This is a genomic window from Enterococcus sp. DIV2453a (genome assembly GCF_050533535.1).
Taxonomy (GTDB): Bacteria; Bacillota; Bacilli; order Lactobacillales; family Enterococcaceae; genus Enterococcus; species Enterococcus faecalis.
This window is the reverse complement of the sequence record NZ_CP172899.1, coordinates 1734187-1752522: the sequence shown is the minus strand read 5'-3', so window position 1 is coordinate 1752522 and position 18336 is coordinate 1734187. Positions and strand designations below refer to the sequence as shown.

The window sequence follows — 18336 nt, the reverse complement described above, 5'->3', positions numbered from 1 at the left end:
TAATGGCAACAAACGAGACCTTAAAAAATCAATTATCACAACAAAATCAAAAACAAGTTCCTGCGAATCAATTAGGTTTAAAAGGATTAATGAATACTCCTACTATGAAGCGGAAATTTGAGGAAGTTCTTCATGAAAATGCTAATGCTTTTATGTCAAATGTCATGACCTTAGTTTCTAATGATAGCTACTTGGCAGAAAGCGAGCCAATGTCTATTTTAAGCGGGGCTTTAACAGCTGCTACATTAAATTTAGGATTAGATAAAAATCTAGGTTATGCCTATCTCGTACCATTTAATACTAAAAATAAGCAGACTGGCAAATGGGAGAGGAAAGCCCAATTTATTTTAGGATATAAAGGGTATATTCAATTGGCTCAACGGTCAGGTAAATATAAAGCATTAAATGTTATTGAAGTCTACGAAGGAGAGTTACTGAGTTGGAACAGGTTAACGGAAGAATTTGAATTTGATCCAAATGGTAGACAATCAGACGATGTAATCGGATATGTTGGATATTTTGAACTATTAAATGGATTCAAGAAAACTGTTTATTGGACCAAACAAGAAATTGAAGCTCATCGAATTGCAAATAGCAAAGACAAAGAAAAAACAAAATTGAGCGGTGTCTGGGCTACAGATTATAATGCGATGGCTCGTAAAACAGTATTAAGAAATATGTTATCAAAATGGGGGATTTTGTCCATCGAAATGCAAGAAGCGACAACTTCAGATGAAAAAGTTCAACAAATGCAAGAAGATGGAAATATTATTTCCGAAACGGAAGTAGAAGAAAATACTACGATGAAAACAGCAGAAGTAATTAATGAAGCTGATTCAGATTCATTGAATCAAACAGATTTATTTGATACTAAAAATCCACCATTAGAGTAAAGAAGGAGATGTAATGGCAAGACCTGCAAAAGAAGGTTTGGATTATTTTCCTCTTGATGTTGGAATTTTTGAAGACGAAAAAATAGAAGCTATTGCTGGGGAATTTGGTATTAAAGGAGAACTTGCGGTAATCAAACTGCTTTGTGCGATATACAAAAAAGGATATTTCATTTTGTGGGATGATTTATCGCAAGCAACTCTTTTAAAACGCCTGCCTGGAGTAAGTAAGGAAATGCTCAATCAAATAGTGAACCGCTTAGTCTTATGGGGATTTTTTGATAAAGAACTGTTTGACTCGGTCAAGGTGCTTACGAGTGAGAATATCCAAGCGACATTTTTCGAAGCGACAAAAAGACGGAAAACACCAAAACCAACTAAATATATAGTTAATGTCAACAGTAACTCTCAAAATGAAACAGTTAATGCTGACATTAATACACAAAGTAAAGTAAAGGAAAGTAAAGTAAATAAAAGTAAAGTAAACAAAAAAGAAACAGAAAGTTGCATCAATCCGTTGTCACCTGAAACGTCGGTTGAGAAAGCATTCTTTGAAGAGCCGTTAGGTGAAGAAAAACTAACGGAGTTAATCCGCTATTATTCACAGAATGTAAGTCCTGCTACTCCTGTTAATATCACTGATTTACAATATGATCTTGCTGATTTTGACGGAGACCTCGAGTTATTGAAAGAGGCTGTTAATATCTGTGCTAGAAATAATGAACGAAGATATAGCTATTTTGCTGGTATTTTGAAAAATTGGCGAGCAAATGGTTTAAAAACATATGCTGATTATCTAAATAACGAGAGAGAACGAGCAGATAAAAAAACACAAAATAAGCAATATCAAAATAAACCTGTTCGGCAAGAAAAGGTGCCTGAATGGATGAATCAAGCGAACGGTGAAGAAGAAAAGCTATCACCAGAAGAGCAAGCTGAATTTGAAAGACAAATGCAAGAATTGTTGGGAGGAGAGTAAATCATGATTGAAATGAGAGTACTTGATTATCGAATTACTAGTGATGATAAGCAAGTAATCGTAAATAAAGCGAGACGAAACGAACACGGAGAGTTAACCATTTTGACTGATAAAGACGGTACACAAAAAGAATCACTCGCTTTGATTGGTTATTATGGCAATTTAAGTAAGGCTCTCGTCGCAATAGAACGCGATTATGTGCTTTCTAGTGGTAAAACAATACAAACAGTCAAAGAATACAAAAAAGAGCTAGAATCGATTCACAGCAAGCTAAAACGTGAATTAGATTTCGGGGAGGAATTTTAGATGAATGAATTAGTTAAATTAGTGGAAGAATGGGCGAAAGAAAAGCGTTTAGATAAAGCGGAACCTGAAAAGCAAATGCTAAAAGTGATTGAGGAAGTCGGAGAAGTTGGCGCTGCATTGGCAAGAAACAACGAAAACGACTTAAGAGATGGTATCGGGGATATGGTTGTGACGTTAATTATTCTCGCTATGCAAAATAACATGGATTTATACGAATGCTTAAATCAAGCATATAGCGAAATTAAAAACCGCCAAGGAAAAATGGTAAACGGAGTATTCGTCAAAGAAGCCGATTTGTAAGGTTCGAGGTGGAAGAGATGCGAATTATTCTACCGATTGAGCCCAAGCCACAAAGTCGCCCGAGATTTGCAAGGCGTGGAAATTATGTTAAAACTTACGAAGATCGAGCGATGAAAGAATACAAAAATCAAGTAAAGAATTATTTTCGTAAATCAAGAGCAAAGTTGATTGAAAAAGGGCCAATTTCCGCACATGTGACGTTTTACATCCATCCGCCTAAATCTGCCTTAAGTAATAAACAGAAACGCTTAGAAGTGGAATTAGAGCGAAAATATTGCGATAAGAAACCTGACTTGGACAACTATTTCAAAGCAGTCACTGATGCTGCCGAAGGTATTTTATATAAAAACGATGGTCAAATTGCTGTGATGGTTTGCCAAAAGTTGTACAGTATGCGACCACGAACAGAACTAGAAATTACAAGTTTGGAGGAACAAGTGTAGTGGGTAAAACGGGTAAACAGATCAAAGAGAATTATTCGGTTAGAAAGCGAGTAAAGAAGATGATTAAATTTAAAGAATTTAATATTCAATTATTCGACGTTCACATTTATATAAAAAGGCTAAGTAGTTTTAAAACCAACAAAAATAGTATAAAAAAACTAACTAGTTTCCGCTAGCTAGTTATAGATACATTTTCATCTCAGATAGAGACAATTAATAATACATTACTATGAAATTTAAGGCAACAAAAAAAGCCAGCTGACCACTAGCTGACTTATGTGGTAGAAACAACTGTTTTCCGCCAGTTGTTCTTTAGGTGTGAGTTAGCACTTTCCCCAAATAAAGTGCTATTAAATAGCCGATTAAAAATCGACAATAAATCTCTTGTAGAGACGTGTACTACTATTAACTGTTTACCAGAAGTTAATGTAGAAAAGGAGGAAATTTATTTCATAAATAAAATCCCCAAGAAAGTTAAAGTGATTATACCATTGAAAAATAGATTTGAAAATACTTTCTATGCCAAAAATATTTATTAGATGGAAAATATCAAATGAATAAAGATGATGTGAAAGATGACGAATGGAAGATTGTAAAATACTGTAGAATTATTATTGTTTTCTTTATAGTCAACCAATAATTTGTTGACTACAAACATGTATGAGTGATGAATATTTTGATAAATAAATAGCCAGTCGGTTTCCGCCGACTGGCTGAGAAGTGAATAGCTATTGGAATAGTATTCTTAGTATAATTTATATCATATAGAGTCGCTGATGAGCAAAGGATAAGCATTACTTATATATATTTGGATAAATAAAAAAAGCTACTTAGTTTCCGCTAAGCAACTCTTAAATGATGATATGTTTATTATAAATTATTATACCACAAAAGGAGCGATTTCACTTGATTAAATTGCTAAGAGAAGTAGATTTTCGACAAACAAAAGCGAATGCCAGAAATGTGTTGAAGAACTTTAGACGTTTAGAGCGAATAGCTGGTCGCTCTTTGATAGATTTAAAATCACCAATTATTACAGATATGCCTAAAAGCCAAAGTCACGGGAATAAAGCAGAAGATGCGCTAGTACAACTAGCAGATGCAGAAGCAGAAAGAGACGCAATTTTATCTGCGCTTATGGCATTGAGCCTAACTAGCAGACAAATTTTGCATTATAGTTTCTGTGTGCAGGATCATTACTCTAATTACAAGATAGCTAGGGAAGTTGGATATTCCGAAAGAAGTATTCAACGAATGAAATCAGAGGCTTTAATTGAATTTGCCGAAGCGTATCGAAATGGAAAAATAATTGCATATAAATAAAATTTTTGGCGGTTTTTTGGCGGAAAGTTGGCGGTTTTTATCAATATTTAGATGTTACTATGGTAGTGTCGAAAGATAAGGAAACGAGGTAAGGCATGCATTACCTATCTTAGCTCCGTTTCGCTTATCTTTGGAGGCTACCTACAAAAAAATAAAGAATAAGGATGTGGAAAGTCCAGTTCTTTCTGTCTCGTTTAGTCTAGGTAGCAAATATTGCAATAAACTTGGCATTAAGCTTACACGTAGACGTACGCTGAAAGCACTTGTCAAGATAGCGCTATGTAAGTTTAAGTTGCAATGATCACTCACAAATCAGACGTTCTCAAACTAAAAGAAATGGGGTGTAATTCCTCTCTCTTTTTTCTACAGGTTTGTGAGTGATTACTATTAAAAATTGAAAAATCAATAGATTTAAACCTAGTGAAGAGCATTTGAACAATGTGCTAGGGTAGTATGGGATAAGTCGATAACTAAAATGAATTGGGATACTGATTGATTTTAGTGGTGGATTTTACAGCAATGTAAAAAGGACTAATAGTAAAAGCTATTAATCGCAAAGTACTACGTGGAATTTGTGCAGGTGTAAGGTACGAAACTTTCGAGTGTGACAATAGACGCTCCAGTGGAGAATAATCTAAGTTAGGTGGAAGTGTGAGAAGCTTGGCAGACCTTAGAAAACTCAAACCAAGCGCTTTGCAGAGAAACTGAGAAATCAGTGTTTAACGAAAGAAGTCGGTACGAGTAGCTTAATGCAGCAATTTATTTACAGATGACAAATAATAAAAATGGGACTCTTATGTAAATGCTGAATGTTCAAGTGAAAGTTATTAGCCAGTAGAGCTAGATCATACAGAAAAAGCAAAGAGAAGCTATTGGGTAGCGCCCGATAGTTCAGCCTCTTTGGGTATGTGACTGAATAACACTGTAAACAAAGGAAGCAGGAAGAAAAGCCTAAATCTGTTGATTTTTGAGTTTTTAATCATTGCTGTGGCGGAATAGGTAGACGTTACTACGTAGAATAATCGGCTTTGGTGTTCGGTGTTTATATAGGCGTTAGTCTGTAAGAGTATAAGAGGACAATCACAAGAGCCTGTAAACAGCTGAGTAATGCGGTTTGAGAGAACCTCCTATACTCCATAAAATATATAATCTTGTGATCATTTGGTGCGGAGGCTTTAAACATTATTCGGTGATATCCGATGTAAATCTAAAGGGAGATAAACGGTAAAGATTATTCATGCAAGGTGCAAATCCTTGCCAGCGATATTGAGATTACGGTAGACAATCTCAAAAATGGCATAGTGGGAAAATCCTTTCGGTTGGCGTGTAGCATCTGGGATGCAACGAGCATATTGTGAGATAAGAGGCAGGTTCGATTCCTGCCACGCCAATAGGTAGCTTTGCTACTTAAATAAAAGAATCGTCAATAGATGTTTCTGCTACATTCACGTGAGGCACTAGCTTAAAAGTGCCTCTTTTTGTTTGGAGGTATTGTTATGTTTAAGTTATTTGAAATCATTAAGCAAGAAGATGCAAAAAAACTAAATCGTTTGAAAAAAGAATTAAAGCAGGCTACTCAACGTAAATGAGTGGTCTTTTTTTCGTACATAAAAAAACCACTAGACTATGGGTTCTAGTGGCTAGGTAGCATTCGTGAAAAATTAGTTGGTTGCTATTTACAAAAAGGAGTTGCTACCTAAAAGAATTATATCAAATAAGAATAGAGAATAAAAGAGTGCTTATTCACACCAAAACTTATTTTTATATAAAAAACCACTAGAAATGGGATCTAGTGGCTAGGTAGCGTTAGTGAAAATCTCGTGTCATTTGTAGTTTATGAACTTTAGCTATTATGAAAGAGTGCTACCTAAAACAAGTGTAACACAGCTGTCAAGTTTTGTCGGATATTTGGATTGTTTTCGCATGAAAAACCACCAGATAAAATATCTAGTGGCCAGACAGCAGATTATGTTTTGAAATAACTGGAAGTGTTACATGAAGCAAAAAGGAGTTGCTGTCTTGCAGTGAGTATAACAGGAATTGAAGCGTTTGTCTTACAATAAACAAATATACATAAAAACAATTAGGAGAGAGAACATGAAAAGTTATTGGTATGTATCGTTAACACATAAATATCCACAGCCGAACCGCTCAACTGGTTCAATGCGTGTTGTAATGTCTGTGCAGATAAAAAAGAATGTATCTATTGTCGAAATGACGAGAGAAGCCACACCAAAGGAAATTGATGCGTGCAAGCTTGTTTATTGTGGGCATGGTAGTTGGAAAGATAAGCATATACAAGAGAATGTAGAGAGGTATATTTAAATTACAAATAAACGTTGTAAGATGTTACTGATTTAATATTGAAATATATTTCAAAGTAAGATATTCTTTTTCTAAAAAAGGGGAGTATTATAATGGATATTCTTACTCTAATTCTACTTTTACCATTAATGTTTTTATTGTGTAGTCTTTTGTTTATTGTGTGTTGGCCAATTTATTTTGTAATAATAATGACTTATTATTACATTCGTTTGTTTTGTAAAATTATCAAAAAATTAGTTAGTGAAGAGTGGACCCCTCCAAAAATAGTTTTGGAAAGATATTATAGTTTATTTCGAACACCGTTAATTTTTTATTTTAGTTTACCAATGACAGGTGCAATTTTGGAAGAAATAATAACTACGTATTTTTTTAAACATAATTATGGGGGAGGTTCAAGTTTACGAATGTTTGTGGAGTGTGTAATTGTGTTAGCTATATTTTGGGGAAGTGTCTATTTGGTTTTTTCTTTTGAAAATAAGAAAAAAGAAATTAAAAAGACGACTAAAGCACATAAAAAATTTATAAAAGCTACTATGTTTCCATTGGGATTACTTAGCATTCTAGTATCAGTAACTTCAGTAATTAATATGTTTATTGATGCTGAAGTTAAGAAAGAATTTTTATCGGAACTTAGCAAGGCTGATTTTAACCCATTATATGTAGCATTTTGTATATTATTTATTATTATTCTATTACTGGAGGGAATTAGCTTAGTTTTTATTGAATTGATAGAACATTTTTACGACAATGAAAAGGAGTATGGATACTATATAAAAACTGTGTTCAATTGTCTGAAAAGACTAATTTAACAAAACAAAACTTAACTTAAAAAGAATGCGAGGTGGTGTGTATTGAATGGCAAGGAAACGTGATCCTAGACGTGACAAAGCTAAAAAGATTTGGCTAGAATCCAACGGAGAGAAGCAATTAAAGGAAATTGCTTCTGAGTTAAATGTTTCAGATTCTCAAATTAGAAAATGGAAATCGATTGATAAATGGAGTGCTGAATTGAAAGGTAATGTTACCAATGCAAAAGGTAACGTTACTAATCGAGGAGGCGCTCCTTTTGGTAATCAGAACGCAGTAGGCAACAAAGGTAATAGCCGAGCCTCGCCACCACTTGGTAATAAGAACGCTATTAAAACTGGCGAATACGAAATAATATTTGCCGATATGTTATCTGATGAAGAAAAGGACATCTATTCTAATCTGAATGATGATCCTTTTTTTATTTTGAATGATGAGATTCGCTTATTAAAGGTACGGCAGTTTAGAATGATGAAACGTATCAAAGAAGCTGAAAAAGGACTAAATGATGAAGAAGTTGAACGGTTACAACAGCTAAGGAAAATTAAAACACCGATTGAAAAAGACGGTAGAAAGCTAGAAATAAAACGTGAAGTTATGCAAGACGTTCAAGTAACTCGTAAAACATTTAGAAAGTTAGATGACATCTTAGCTATTGAAGATGCGTTGACTAGAATTAGCAATCAGTTAACAAAGGCTGTTAAGCAACAGAATGCCTTGCTAGCAAATGATGCCAAATTACAATTGTTGAAAGTTCAAACTGAAAAAGCTAAAGCTAGTTTAGGTGCTACAAGTGGAGACATGGATATGCCAGTTTTTATTGATGATATATCAGGTGATGGATATGAGTAAAAAACTATCTGAATTTCTTCCTAAAGCATTTCATACTACTTGGAAGGTAGCATTAAACTCAAATATATTACATGTTGTTGAAAAAGGTGGCCGTGGGTCAGGTAAATCATCTGGCATAGCGCACATAATCGTTCAATTGATTATGAGATATCCTGTAAATGCTGTGGCCATTAGATACGTTGATAATACGATTGAGCTATCTATTTTTGAACAGATTAAGTGGGCAATTGAAGAACAAGGTGTGTCTAAGTATTTTAAAGTAAATAAAAGTCCTATGAAAATCACCTATAAGCCTAGGGGGAATTATATTGTTTTTCGTGGCGCACAGAATCCAGAAAGAATTAAGTCATTAAAGGATTCAAGATTTCCATTTGCTATAGCTTGGATTGAGGAATTAGCCGAGTTTAAAACAGAAGATGATGTAAAAACCATAACTAACTCATTGCTACGTGGTGAATTAGCAGATGGTCTTTTTTATAAATTCTTTTATTCGTACAATCCTCCTAAGCGACGACAATCATGGGTTAATAAGAAATATGAATCTAGCTTTCAACCTGAGAATACTTTCGTTCATCATTCAACATATAAGGATAATCCATTCATAGCTCAAGCATTTATTGAAGAAGTTAATGCTACGAGGGCTAAGAATCCGAAACGTGCTGAGTGGGAGTATGACGGCAAAGCTATTGGTTCAGGAGTTGTTCCTTTTGATAATCTACGAGTAATAAAAGGATGTATTACTGATGAAATGGCTGCTAACTTTGACAATATCAGAAATGGTCTTGACTTTGGTTATGCTACTGATCCATTAGCATTTGTTAGATGGCATTATGACAAAAAGAAAAATGGCATCTATGCTATTGATGAAATTTATGGTGTGAAAATTAGTAATAGGGAATTTGCTAATAAAGCTAAGTCTAAAGGATATATATCAGATAGAATTGCAGCTGATTCAGCAGAGCCTAAATCAATAGCAGAGCTAAACAGTGAACATGGTATGCCACGAGTTTTCGGAGTAAAAAAAGGTCCTGATTCTGTTGAGTATGGCGAAGAATGGTTAGGCGATTTGGATTTTATTTGTATTGATCCATTAAGAACTCCTAACATTGCTAAAGAATTTGAGAATATTGATTATCAAACTGATAAAGACGGTAATCCTAAACCTAGGTTAGAAGATAAAGACAACCATACAATTGATGCGACAAGATATGCTTTCAGTGAAGATATGGATAAAAATAATGTGAGATTTATCCAATATTAGGAGGTGGGAAAATGTTTCAAAACAATTTAAGTTTGAAGCGGTATAAAAGAGTGCGAACAAAATATTCTACACAAATTAATGAAGAAGTTTTCGATCCTAATGATTTTATTACTGAAATGAAGCCATTTTTTGATGATAGAGAGCGTAAGTACAAAGCCTATACAAGCGAACAAAATGAGATCGATAGAAGACCTAAACCAAACACAGAGATTATAAAAGTGAATAATAAACTTCATGCTGGTTTATACAATACTATTGTCGACCAAGCAGCTGACCATTTCACAGGCATTCCAATTAAGTGGGATTATGATATTACCGAACAACGCAAATCTATATTGCAAAAAATGGGTTCAAAGGTAAAAGACTTGTTTTCAGGGAATGTCAGAAATGAGACAAAAACTCCTGAAGAATTCGACAAATTAGCAGAGTTAGTAAACGATATGCGGTTTGCCATGCTTGATTCTGATACAGCTCGGTTTCAAGGAGCTTGTGGTGTTGCTTTTCGTTTGTTAGAACCTGTTGAAACCGTGGAAGGTTGGCAATTATGGGCGAGCAATATCGAACCATGGAAAGCTGAAAAATACGAAAATGCAGATATCTTTATTCGTGAAAAATACGATACACATCAAAAAAAATTTTTCGAAGAAATGAAAGTCATTACTAAAAAAAGAATATGTATATATAGCAGATATGTTGAATCTAATTTAGTCAGTGCATCTGGAACATTTAAATTGATTGAGGAAGTAGAAAACCCGCTAGAAACGTTTTACTTATCAGAATTTAAAAATAACACGAATCGTTATTGCGATTTTGAAGTGGCGGAAGAACTTTCTGATGCATTTGATAGAAGCTTATCAGACCAACAAAACGAAGTTGAACAGTTTAAACTTGCTTATATGGCCATTAGTGGCTCACGATTAGATGAAAAAGAAGCACAAAGAATGATGGAACAATTAGGTATTATTAATTTGCCAGATCCACAAGCTAAGGTTGGGTATGTAACGAAAGACATTAATAAAGATTTCAACGAGTATCATCTTGATAAGCTGAAAAAGCTTTATTACACGGTAACTAAGTCAATCGATTTCAATGATGAAGTATTTAAGTCTAATAGCTCTGGCGAAGCTCGCAAATGGCAAATTATTGCACTAGAAGCTAAAACAAATACTAAAGAACAGTATTTTAAAGAAGGATTGAAAGAAGCAGCTGAGACGATGTCTGCCTTTATTAAATTTAGGGATAAATTAGATGTTGATGTGTCAAAAATTGTATTCACATTCAGTCGTAGCTTGCCAACAGACATCGGTTATCTTGCTGATGCATTGCCTAAACTTTCACCGTTTGTATCCAAACGAACAATTATTAATCAGATTCCATTTGTTAAAGACCCAGATTATGAAATGGACTTGATGAATTTAGAACAAGGTCAAGATTATCCTAGCGGTGAATATGATGAACTAGGTGGTGCAGGTAATGACGAAGAAGAAAACAACGGCTAGTGAACGTTATTGGGAAAAACGTCGTGAATTAGAAGATAAAGCACGTTTGAAACTGGAAAAGAAAACTCTTAATGAGCTAGAATCTGTTTTCGAACGTGCTTTAGTTAAAATTCAAAGACAGCTGTTGTCACAAGCAGATTTACACGATATCACTCAAAGTGAAATGCTAGAAGACTTTAGCAAACAAGATCAAGAGAAGTACCGCAAGTATATCGAAAAAAACTATGAAAAGTTGATGGAATCAGATGAAGCTTATAAACAATTCATTGATGAATATTTTCCATCCTTTGACTATGCGAAAGTTAATCGCTTGTTACAATTACGAGCAGACATTTTTTCTACCCTTGCAGGTGAAGCAATAACTAGTGATGTTAACGGTAAATTTAATAACGACTTAGAGAATATCACAAAACGAATCTACAATTCTAATTCTAATGCGTTGATACAATTATTAGGCGGTTCAGCACCTGGTTTAACTAAGAATGAACTAGAAAACATCATGAACTATCCGTGGAGCGGAAAAACATTTTCATCTCGTTTATGGGGCAATATATCAACCTTAGAGCAACGTTTGAGCAATTCCATTATTAATTCATTGGCAAGTGGTGAAGGAGTTGTGGAAGCTCTTAGAACGATGAAAAACGATGGTGTTATTAGCGGTATGTTTAAGTTGGAACAAGGAAAGTTTAATCGTTCGATTGAAAATCTTGTTAGAACGGAATATTCACATTTTGCGGTAGAAGGTGTAAGAAAATCGCTAAAGGATATAGGTGTTAAGCAAACACAAAGCTGGTCGGCAGAAGATGAGCGTGTTTGTTCTATTTGTGGTGGACGTCATGGAAAAGAGATTAAAGATGATTGGCATCCACCGTATCATGGACGTTGCCGTTGTACTGAAATACCAATTGTTCCTGAAATTAGCGATGACATAGATAAATTGTATGAAGAGATGTTTGGTGATTTATTGGATGAATTCGCAAGTAAGCAGTGGGGTATTAAATTAAATCATCCAAAAGTTAGTGCAACTAAACTCGATTTAAAATCCGTATTAGACAAAACAAACATGCAAGAAGCTTTAGGAAAAGAAAATTATTCTAATTTTTTAGATCATTTAGATGGGATAACTGACCAAAGGGTGCTAAACTTAATAAATGTGATAGGGCATAAGTTGGAGTTTAAAGACATCAAAGAAGTAAGAGCATTTGCACAAGGAAAATCAATTCAACTTAGTCAAAAATCATTTGATGGGGATAGGGGTGTTAATCCTTATCAAACAGTTTATCATGAGATAGGACATGCTTTGGATCATCTTGGGCTTGAAGTATTAACAGGAAAAAATACGATGCCGACAGGAAAACTGATAAAAAGAAAGCTAGGAAGACGAACCACTTTTATAGAAGTGCATATAACACACGCATCGTCACTTTCTGAGTATAACATTAAAGAAGCGCTAGAACGCGATTTTTGGAAATATGTAAACGGAGATTTGCCATCCTATAATGATTTAGGTAATAGACCTAGAAATGCGGATAAGAAAAAGGCTTATGATGACTTAAGGGCGGAAATTTATAAAAAAAATACAGAGAACTTACAAAAAACTAGAGAACGATTATCAAAAATAGTTAGGGAAAATCCTAACTCAGTATCCGCTATTTCAGATATGATTGAATCTATAGGTTCTCTAGGAGACTATCCGTTAGGTTTTGGTCACGGCAAGCGCTATTGGCAAACAACAGGTAGCACAGAAACGGAATTTTTTGCACATATGACAGAAGTGGTTGCTAACGATAAGTCAAGAGAATTAATGAAAGAGATTTTTCCGACAGCAGTAAGCCAATGGGAAAAATTAGTAGATGATATTTTAAAGGCGGTGAAATAAGTGTTTAGTTGCGAAGATGGCGCATGGTCTATTATTGATGATGCAGTTAAAAAGTATGAACAACATTTCCATGATGAGTTTCCAATATATGAATATATCGATGTAACAAAGAGTGATGACTTCGATTTTTCTATTCTAGGTGCAAAAAAATTAGCGAAATTCATTGATGAGCATATTAAAGAAAATAAATCGGTCCACGTCCCGTCAGATTACCATAGCAGACTTTACTAAGCACTTAAAGGATAACTTTGAGTGCTATTTTTATACCCTAAATTGGAGGTGAGATCATGAAAGGATTATTCGAAGCAGTATTAAATCTAGAAGTTACCAATGGTACAGAAAAAGCCTATAAAAAAGCTTTTGAACAAGAAAACGAACGATACTTAACCAAACACACTTTGAGAGATGGCAACGGTAATATCGTCAAAGATGAGCTTAAATCAGTTTGGGGTGGTAATTATTGTCACGTTGATATTTTGTATTCGTTACCAGGTAAAAAAAGTAAATTAACTATTTCGATTGTGTCTAGGACTCTGCAAAACGTAAAAGATGCTGTCACTGATTATCAAATGTTAGGTGCTGAACTGGTCCATAAGAATTGGAAGTGATTAGATGGATCCCTATGATTACTTAGATGCAGATTATGAAGAGCATTTACTAAGAGAAGAAAAGCAATTAAAGTCTGACGAAAGTTAGGCTTTTTATTTTGTCCGAAATGACGTTAAACTAGCGCAATGCTGGGCTTAATTGAATGGTGGGGCGCAATAAATAAATCTAAAGCAATGCGGGGCGATTAGTCGAATCGTGGAGCGAAAGGAGAAACAAAATGAAACCAAACCTATTACCAATGAATTTACAAATGTTTGCTGAAGAAGACGGTGGTACAAACTTCACTTTCGATGATTTTAAGGCATTTGTAGAATCAAATGAGGAAGCACAAAAATTTGTACAATCACAGTCACAATCAGCTGCAGATAAACAATTAGAAGCTTGGAAACAAAATAATCTTGAAAAAATCAAGGAAACAACAATCAAGGAGTATGAAGAATCTAAGAAAAATAAAACTCCTGAACAAATTAAATTAGAAGAATTACAGGCTGAATTTGAAGCTGAAAAGGCATTACGTGTGACTAGTGATAATAAGGCTTTTGTTGCAGAAAAAATTGCTGGCTTAGATTGGGACGGGGATTTGAAAGATTCTATTTCTCAATTTATGTTAAATAATCTTGTTAGTTCAGATACTGAATTTACTAAGAAGGCTGTAGAAGGCTTTACAGAGCTTTTAGAAGCAATAAATGATAAGCATGCAGAAGCTATTAAAAATGTAGAAATGACTAAAGCTTTTGGTAATAAATCGCAACAAACCAACATGGTAACTGGTAATCAAACAAAATCGTTTGAAAATCCAGAGGCAGCATTAGGACAAAAATTACAAGCATTTATCGATTAGGAGGAAACTACAAATGAAAAAAAGTTCATTAAATAATCTTGAGTATTTAGATATTTCACAGGAAGTTAATGCATTACAAGTTCCAAATACACCATTTTTAAGCTATTTGTTAGGCGCAGGCAAAGTTGAAGCTGCCAAGTCAACTGAGATTAAATGGCGAGAATACGGCATGAATAATGATGATTCATCTGCTCAATTAGAAGGCGGAGAATACGCAGATGCGGAATCTGATCGTACATGGTTTAACAACTATACTGAAATTTTCAGAAAATCAACTTCTGTATCTGGCACATTAGATGCTATTAATGTAGATGGTGTAGGAAATGAATTGAATAGCCAAGTAGCTCTTCGTGCTACAGAAATGAAAATTGACTTAAATCGTAAATTGATTGTTGGTGTAAAGGCTGATGAATCTGGTTCTAAAGGTCGTCAGATGAACGGAATTTTAAATTTGATTAGCTCAACGAATAAAGTCGAAACAGCAGCTGCGGGGGCAGTAACAAGAAAAGATATTGATGCCTTATTTAAAACAATGTTCCAAAAAGGATACATGGGCGAAAAATTATGTTTAGTAGCACCTGATATGCAAGAATTAATGACTGATCAGTTGGATGAAAAATCAACAAAAATTGTGCAATTTGGCGATAAACTTACTTTTGGATTGCAACTTGGAAATATTGTCTCAAATTACGGCTCAGGAATTGCGTTAATTGAACCTAATTTACCTAATGGAACAATCGCAGCTATTGATACTAATTATGTAAAATTACGTCCACTACGTGAATGGCGTGCGGAAGAATTAGCAAAAACAACAGATTCAAGACGGATTGGATTAGTTGGTGAGTATTCAATTGAATACAAAGCTTCTAATTCTGGAGCAATCTTGAACTTGAAAGCCTAAAATATAATAACGAAGGAGGAAATTAAAAATGGCAACAGCAAAAAAAGAAGTAACCTATCGTGTGCTTGACAAGAAAAACTTTGTGGGCTTTATGCATCCTAAAACAAAAAAATTTATCACAGCAAACGAAAATAATGAATTTGTAGTTTCAGAAGATGACAAAGAAGCTATTGAGATATTAGAACGTGCTGCAGATACTTTTAAAGTTTAGGTAATGATGCTTTATGGTTGATGAAAAAAAAGAAGAAATCGTTGAGAAAATTCAATTGATGCTACCTAACGCTTCTGAAGATAGGATTTTGTCTGTTTTAAACCTTGTTATCTTTGAAATCAATTCTTACAATACTTGCAAAATTGATATTGCTTGGGACGAGTTTGAACAACTTATAATTGAGGTTATCTACAAAGCTTTAAAAAACGAAATAGATAAGTCTGTAGCTAGTGTAAAACGTGGTGATACATCAATTAGTTATGTAGTTGAATCAAAAGACATACAATCACTCATGAAGAACTATAGCAGTGCTATTAAACGTATTTTAGGCTGTGATAGCGGGGTGTTTTTCTATTGAATGAAGCAGAAATTTTAGCAGCTACTTATTTTGATACCTGTGTTATTGAGAGAATGAGCGATATTGAAAATACGGAAAGTGGGATTACTGAACAAGTTTATTTTCCAATTCATGTTGGCAAGTTACCCTGTGCTTTCTCTCAAGGAAGTATGGGGAACTTACCTGTAATAGAAAACAAAGAAGCGTTTAATATCTCTTATGAAGAACAAAAACTTTTTTTAGAACCTAATATAAAAGTTAAAAAAGGAGATAGAATAACTATTACTCAAGGTACAGGTCAAAAACATGTGTTATTTTCAAAAAAACCTTTTTATTATCCAAGCCATATAGAAGTAGTGCTATCAGGAAGTTCAATTGATGAGTAAAAGCGATCTTAGAATGAAATCAAATGCTGATAAAGTTATTGCAAATTTAAAGAAAATGACACCCATTGCTGAAAAAGAAGGTGCTGCAATGGTGAATGATTCGTTAGCTAAAATTTATCAGTTAATTGTACCTATGACACCAATTAAATCGGGTGATTTAAGACGAGGCTATCGAATCATTAAAGCTAGAAAGTTGTCTAGTGGTCGTATCGTGGGAGCATTGATTAATAATGAAAAATACTTTAGATATGTAAACGATGGCCACCGAACAAAAAATGGCGGATTTGTTAAAGGCAGATTTATGTTGCAAAAATCTAATAAATTAGCTAATGCAACATATATTCCGAAACGATTTAAACAAATGGCGATTATCATTGTTAAGAAAGGTTAGATATGTACGATAAAATTTTAAAAATGCTTACTGACACAATAAAACAGTTCTCGAATGCGCCTATCTATCTTGATGATGTAATGCAATCGTCAGAACCGTTTTATTTTGTGTTAAGTCTTGAAGAGAGTCTGACTGATAATGTAGGTCAAAACGTTCAAAATAAAGCATACAATGTTGATATTGCACTGGTTGATAGTAAGAAAGATAAACAATTAGTAACAAGCCTAACAGAAAGCTGTGGGGCTTTTTTTAATGTGTTGAATTTGGACGGAAATGAATTGTTTCCAGAAGATTATCAAACGTTTAAAACAGACGGAATTCAACATATCAATTTTAATGTTGCGTTCCCACAATTAATTGAATGGAGTGAAAAATAGATGGCAAAAATGAAAAATGTAAGTGTCATTTCTGTAGAGAAGCCAACGTGGTTCCCACTAAAAGACGAAACGGGCGCTTTTCCAGTTTACGGAACGCCAATTACAATCGGTACTGCTGTCAGTATCAAACCAGATGTTACAACAGAAACAACGCCTGACTATGGCGATAGTGTAGTTCAAGATCAGTATGTTGCATTTGGTGGTGCAGAAGTTACTTTAGAAACAAACGGCTACCAAAATGAAGTTTTAGCTGAAATTACAGGGGGAAAAAAATTAAAGGGTGGCGTATTGCGGTCTGCGGATGATATTGCATCAGATGGAGCATTTGCTTACCGTCGCCGAAAATCGAACGGTAAATATCGCTATACGATTTTCTATAAAGGAAAATTTGCTTTAACATCTGATGAAACATCTACATTAGAAGGAAGTTCAGTATCTTATACTCATCCAGAATGGACGGGGTCTTTCGTTGATGTTCCAGGGTTGGGTTATATGTATTCCGTGGATGAAGACGATGAAGGTGTCGACTTAGAGATGATTAAAAACTGGTTTACTGAGGTAATGGATCCACGTAAAGAAAATACTACTGCTGTTACTGGTGTAACTTTAGACCAAACAGAGTTAAATTTAAAAGTTGGCCAAACAGCAACCTTAACACCGACAATTACACCAGATAACGCCTCAAATAAAAAATATCAGTTCCGTTCAGAAAGTGAGGCTATTGGAACTGTAACACCAATTCAAGGGAAGGTTACTGCTGTAGGAGAAGGGACAACGGAAATCGTAGTCACAACAGAAGATGGTAACTTTACCGCAAAATGTACATTAAATGTAACAACAGCAGATTAAAAATAACAGTTTAGGACGACCTTGTCGTCCTATTTTATATGGAGGAATTAAAATGGCAAGTAAATTTCAACAAAAAATTAAATTAATGATTAAAGATGGAAGCAAATATACTACAAAACAATTCACGTCGGCAGAATTTTTACCAGGTTCAGTCATGGATACAGGTACGGATTTACAAATCAGGTTAGAAGAAGCAACAAAAACAAATGATATGGAAGCAATTCGTCCTATTTTAAGAGAATGCTATGACTTTATTGCTGACGTTATTTTTGAAAAACAGTTTACTGGACAAGAATATATTGACGGTATGGATGCTCGTGAATTATTGAAAATTACAGCTCAATTGTTAGGTTCTGTTACTTCTGGTTATGATGCAATTTATTCTGAACAGAAAAAAAAGTAACGGAACTTTTATATCATCCTCATTTTAAGTACACGCCACAATATCGAGAAGCAGAACTAAAAAGTTCGCTTCTTGAGAATGGGTGGACTTTAAATGAGATCGAAAACACAGATTTAAACGAGCTTTTGAAAATTTATGCATTTAAAGATGCTGTAGACGAATTTGAA

23 protein-coding genes and 1 tRNA gene are annotated in these 18336 nt (G+C 34.3%); all 24 read left to right on the top strand.

What is annotated here, in order from left to right:
* The first annotated feature begins 2 nt into the window (after positions 1–2).
* The 24 genes from IGK03_RS08685 to gpG all read left to right on the top strand — a co-directional run bounded on the left by IGK03_RS08685 (position 3) and on the right by gpG (position 18169).
* The gene (locus tag IGK03_RS08685; RefSeq protein WP_002364218.1) at positions 3–893 is read left to right on the top strand and encodes a recombinase RecT; all 891 of its coding nucleotides are present in this window, start codon (positions 3–5) and stop codon (positions 891–893) included.
* A gap of 13 nt (positions 894–906) precedes the next feature.
* On the top strand, positions 907–1869 hold the full coding sequence (locus IGK03_RS08680) for a Lin1244/Lin1753 domain-containing protein (RefSeq protein ID WP_173962321.1): 963 nt from the start codon (positions 907–909) through the stop codon (positions 1867–1869).
* Between the two features lie 3 nt (positions 1870–1872).
* Positions 1873–2175, top strand: a complete 303-nt coding sequence (locus IGK03_RS08675; protein ID WP_002368214.1) for a hypothetical protein — start codon at positions 1873–1875, stop codon at positions 2173–2175.
* Positions 2176–2475, top strand: a complete 300-nt coding sequence (locus IGK03_RS08670; protein ID WP_002372047.1) for a MazG-like family protein — start codon at positions 2176–2178, stop codon at positions 2473–2475.
* Positions 2476–2483: 8 nt separating this feature from the next.
* Complete coding sequence (locus tag IGK03_RS08665; protein WP_002372046.1) at positions 2484–2918, top strand: RusA family crossover junction endodeoxyribonuclease; 435 nt, start codon at positions 2484–2486, stop codon at positions 2916–2918.
* Positions 2919–3824: 906 nt separating this feature from the next.
* Positions 3825–4241, top strand: a complete 417-nt coding sequence (locus IGK03_RS08660; RefSeq protein WP_002372045.1) for an ArpU family phage packaging/lysis transcriptional regulator — start codon at positions 3825–3827, stop codon at positions 4239–4241.
* A 1320-nt stretch (positions 4242–5561) separates the two neighbouring features.
* Positions 5562–5632, top strand: a tRNA-OTHER gene (locus IGK03_RS08655).
* Positions 5633–6338: 706 nt separating this feature from the next.
* Complete coding sequence (locus tag IGK03_RS08650; RefSeq protein ID WP_002372042.1) at positions 6339–6566, top strand: hypothetical protein; 228 nt, start codon at positions 6339–6341, stop codon at positions 6564–6566.
* 92 nt (positions 6567–6658) lie between these two features.
* Positions 6659–7375, top strand: coding sequence for a hypothetical protein (locus IGK03_RS08645; RefSeq protein WP_002372040.1), 717 nt, complete (start codon positions 6659–6661; stop codon positions 7373–7375).
* Positions 7376–7421: 46 nt separating this feature from the next.
* Positions 7422–8225, top strand: coding sequence for a phage terminase small subunit (terS, locus tag IGK03_RS08640; protein ID WP_002372038.1), 804 nt, complete (start codon positions 7422–7424; stop codon positions 8223–8225).
* Entirely contained in the window at positions 8197–9486 is a 1290-nt protein-coding gene (locus tag IGK03_RS08635; protein WP_002393615.1) for a PBSX family phage terminase large subunit, read from the top strand. The genes terS and IGK03_RS08635 overlap by 29 nt, the downstream gene beginning before the upstream one ends.
* Positions 9487–9497: 11 nt before the next feature.
* Positions 9498–10985 (top strand): phage portal protein, encoded by a 1488-nt coding sequence (locus IGK03_RS08630; RefSeq protein WP_002393614.1) that lies wholly within the window; start codon positions 9498–9500, stop codon positions 10983–10985.
* Complete coding sequence (locus IGK03_RS08625; protein WP_002393613.1) at positions 10960–12864, top strand: hypothetical protein; 1905 nt, start codon at positions 10960–10962, stop codon at positions 12862–12864. The genes IGK03_RS08630 and IGK03_RS08625 overlap by 26 nt, the downstream gene beginning before the upstream one ends.
* Complete coding sequence (locus IGK03_RS08620; protein WP_002380437.1) at positions 12865–13095, top strand: hypothetical protein; 231 nt, start codon at positions 12865–12867, stop codon at positions 13093–13095. It abuts the gene before it with no gap.
* A gap of 56 nt (positions 13096–13151) precedes the next feature.
* A complete protein-coding gene (locus IGK03_RS08615; protein ID WP_002380436.1) occupies positions 13152–13472 on the top strand; it encodes a hypothetical protein in 321 nt (106 codons plus the stop codon).
* Positions 13473–13690: 218 nt separating this feature from the next.
* A complete protein-coding gene (locus IGK03_RS08610) occupies positions 13691–14314 on the top strand; it encodes a capsid assembly scaffolding protein Gp46 family protein (RefSeq protein WP_002393977.1) in 624 nt (207 codons plus the stop codon).
* Positions 14315–14327: 13 nt separating this feature from the next.
* Positions 14328–15215, top strand: a complete 888-nt coding sequence (locus IGK03_RS08605) for a DUF5309 domain-containing protein (RefSeq protein ID WP_002357030.1) — start codon at positions 14328–14330, stop codon at positions 15213–15215.
* A 28-nt stretch (positions 15216–15243) separates the two neighbouring features.
* Positions 15244–15426: a hypothetical protein gene (locus tag IGK03_RS08600; protein WP_002357032.1), complete on the top strand. Its 183-nt coding sequence runs from the start codon at positions 15244–15246 to the stop codon at positions 15424–15426.
* A 13-nt stretch (positions 15427–15439) separates the two neighbouring features.
* Positions 15440–15784, top strand: coding sequence for a hypothetical protein (locus IGK03_RS08595; protein ID WP_002357033.1), 345 nt, complete (start codon positions 15440–15442; stop codon positions 15782–15784).
* Positions 15781–16149 carry a hypothetical protein gene (locus IGK03_RS08590; protein ID WP_002357034.1) on the top strand — a complete coding sequence of 123 codons (369 nt, stop codon included), beginning with the start codon at positions 15781–15783 and terminating at the stop codon, positions 16147–16149. The genes IGK03_RS08595 and IGK03_RS08590 overlap by 4 nt, the downstream gene beginning before the upstream one ends.
* Positions 16142–16540, top strand: a complete 399-nt coding sequence (locus IGK03_RS08585) for an HK97 gp10 family phage protein (protein ID WP_002357036.1) — start codon at positions 16142–16144, stop codon at positions 16538–16540. The genes IGK03_RS08590 and IGK03_RS08585 overlap by 8 nt, the downstream gene beginning before the upstream one ends.
* Before the next feature lie 2 nt (positions 16541–16542).
* On the top strand, positions 16543–16917 hold the full coding sequence (locus tag IGK03_RS08580) for a phage tail terminator family protein (protein WP_002357037.1): 375 nt from the start codon (positions 16543–16545) through the stop codon (positions 16915–16917).
* On the top strand, positions 16918–17766 hold the full coding sequence (locus tag IGK03_RS08575; protein ID WP_002384363.1) for a major tail protein: 849 nt from the start codon (positions 16918–16920) through the stop codon (positions 17764–17766).
* 52 nt (positions 17767–17818) lie between these two features.
* The gene (gene gpG / locus IGK03_RS08570) at positions 17819–18169 is read left to right on the top strand and encodes a phage tail assembly chaperone G (RefSeq protein WP_002357039.1); all 351 of its coding nucleotides are present in this window, start codon (positions 17819–17821) and stop codon (positions 18167–18169) included.
* Positions 18170–18336 lie beyond the last annotated feature (167 nt).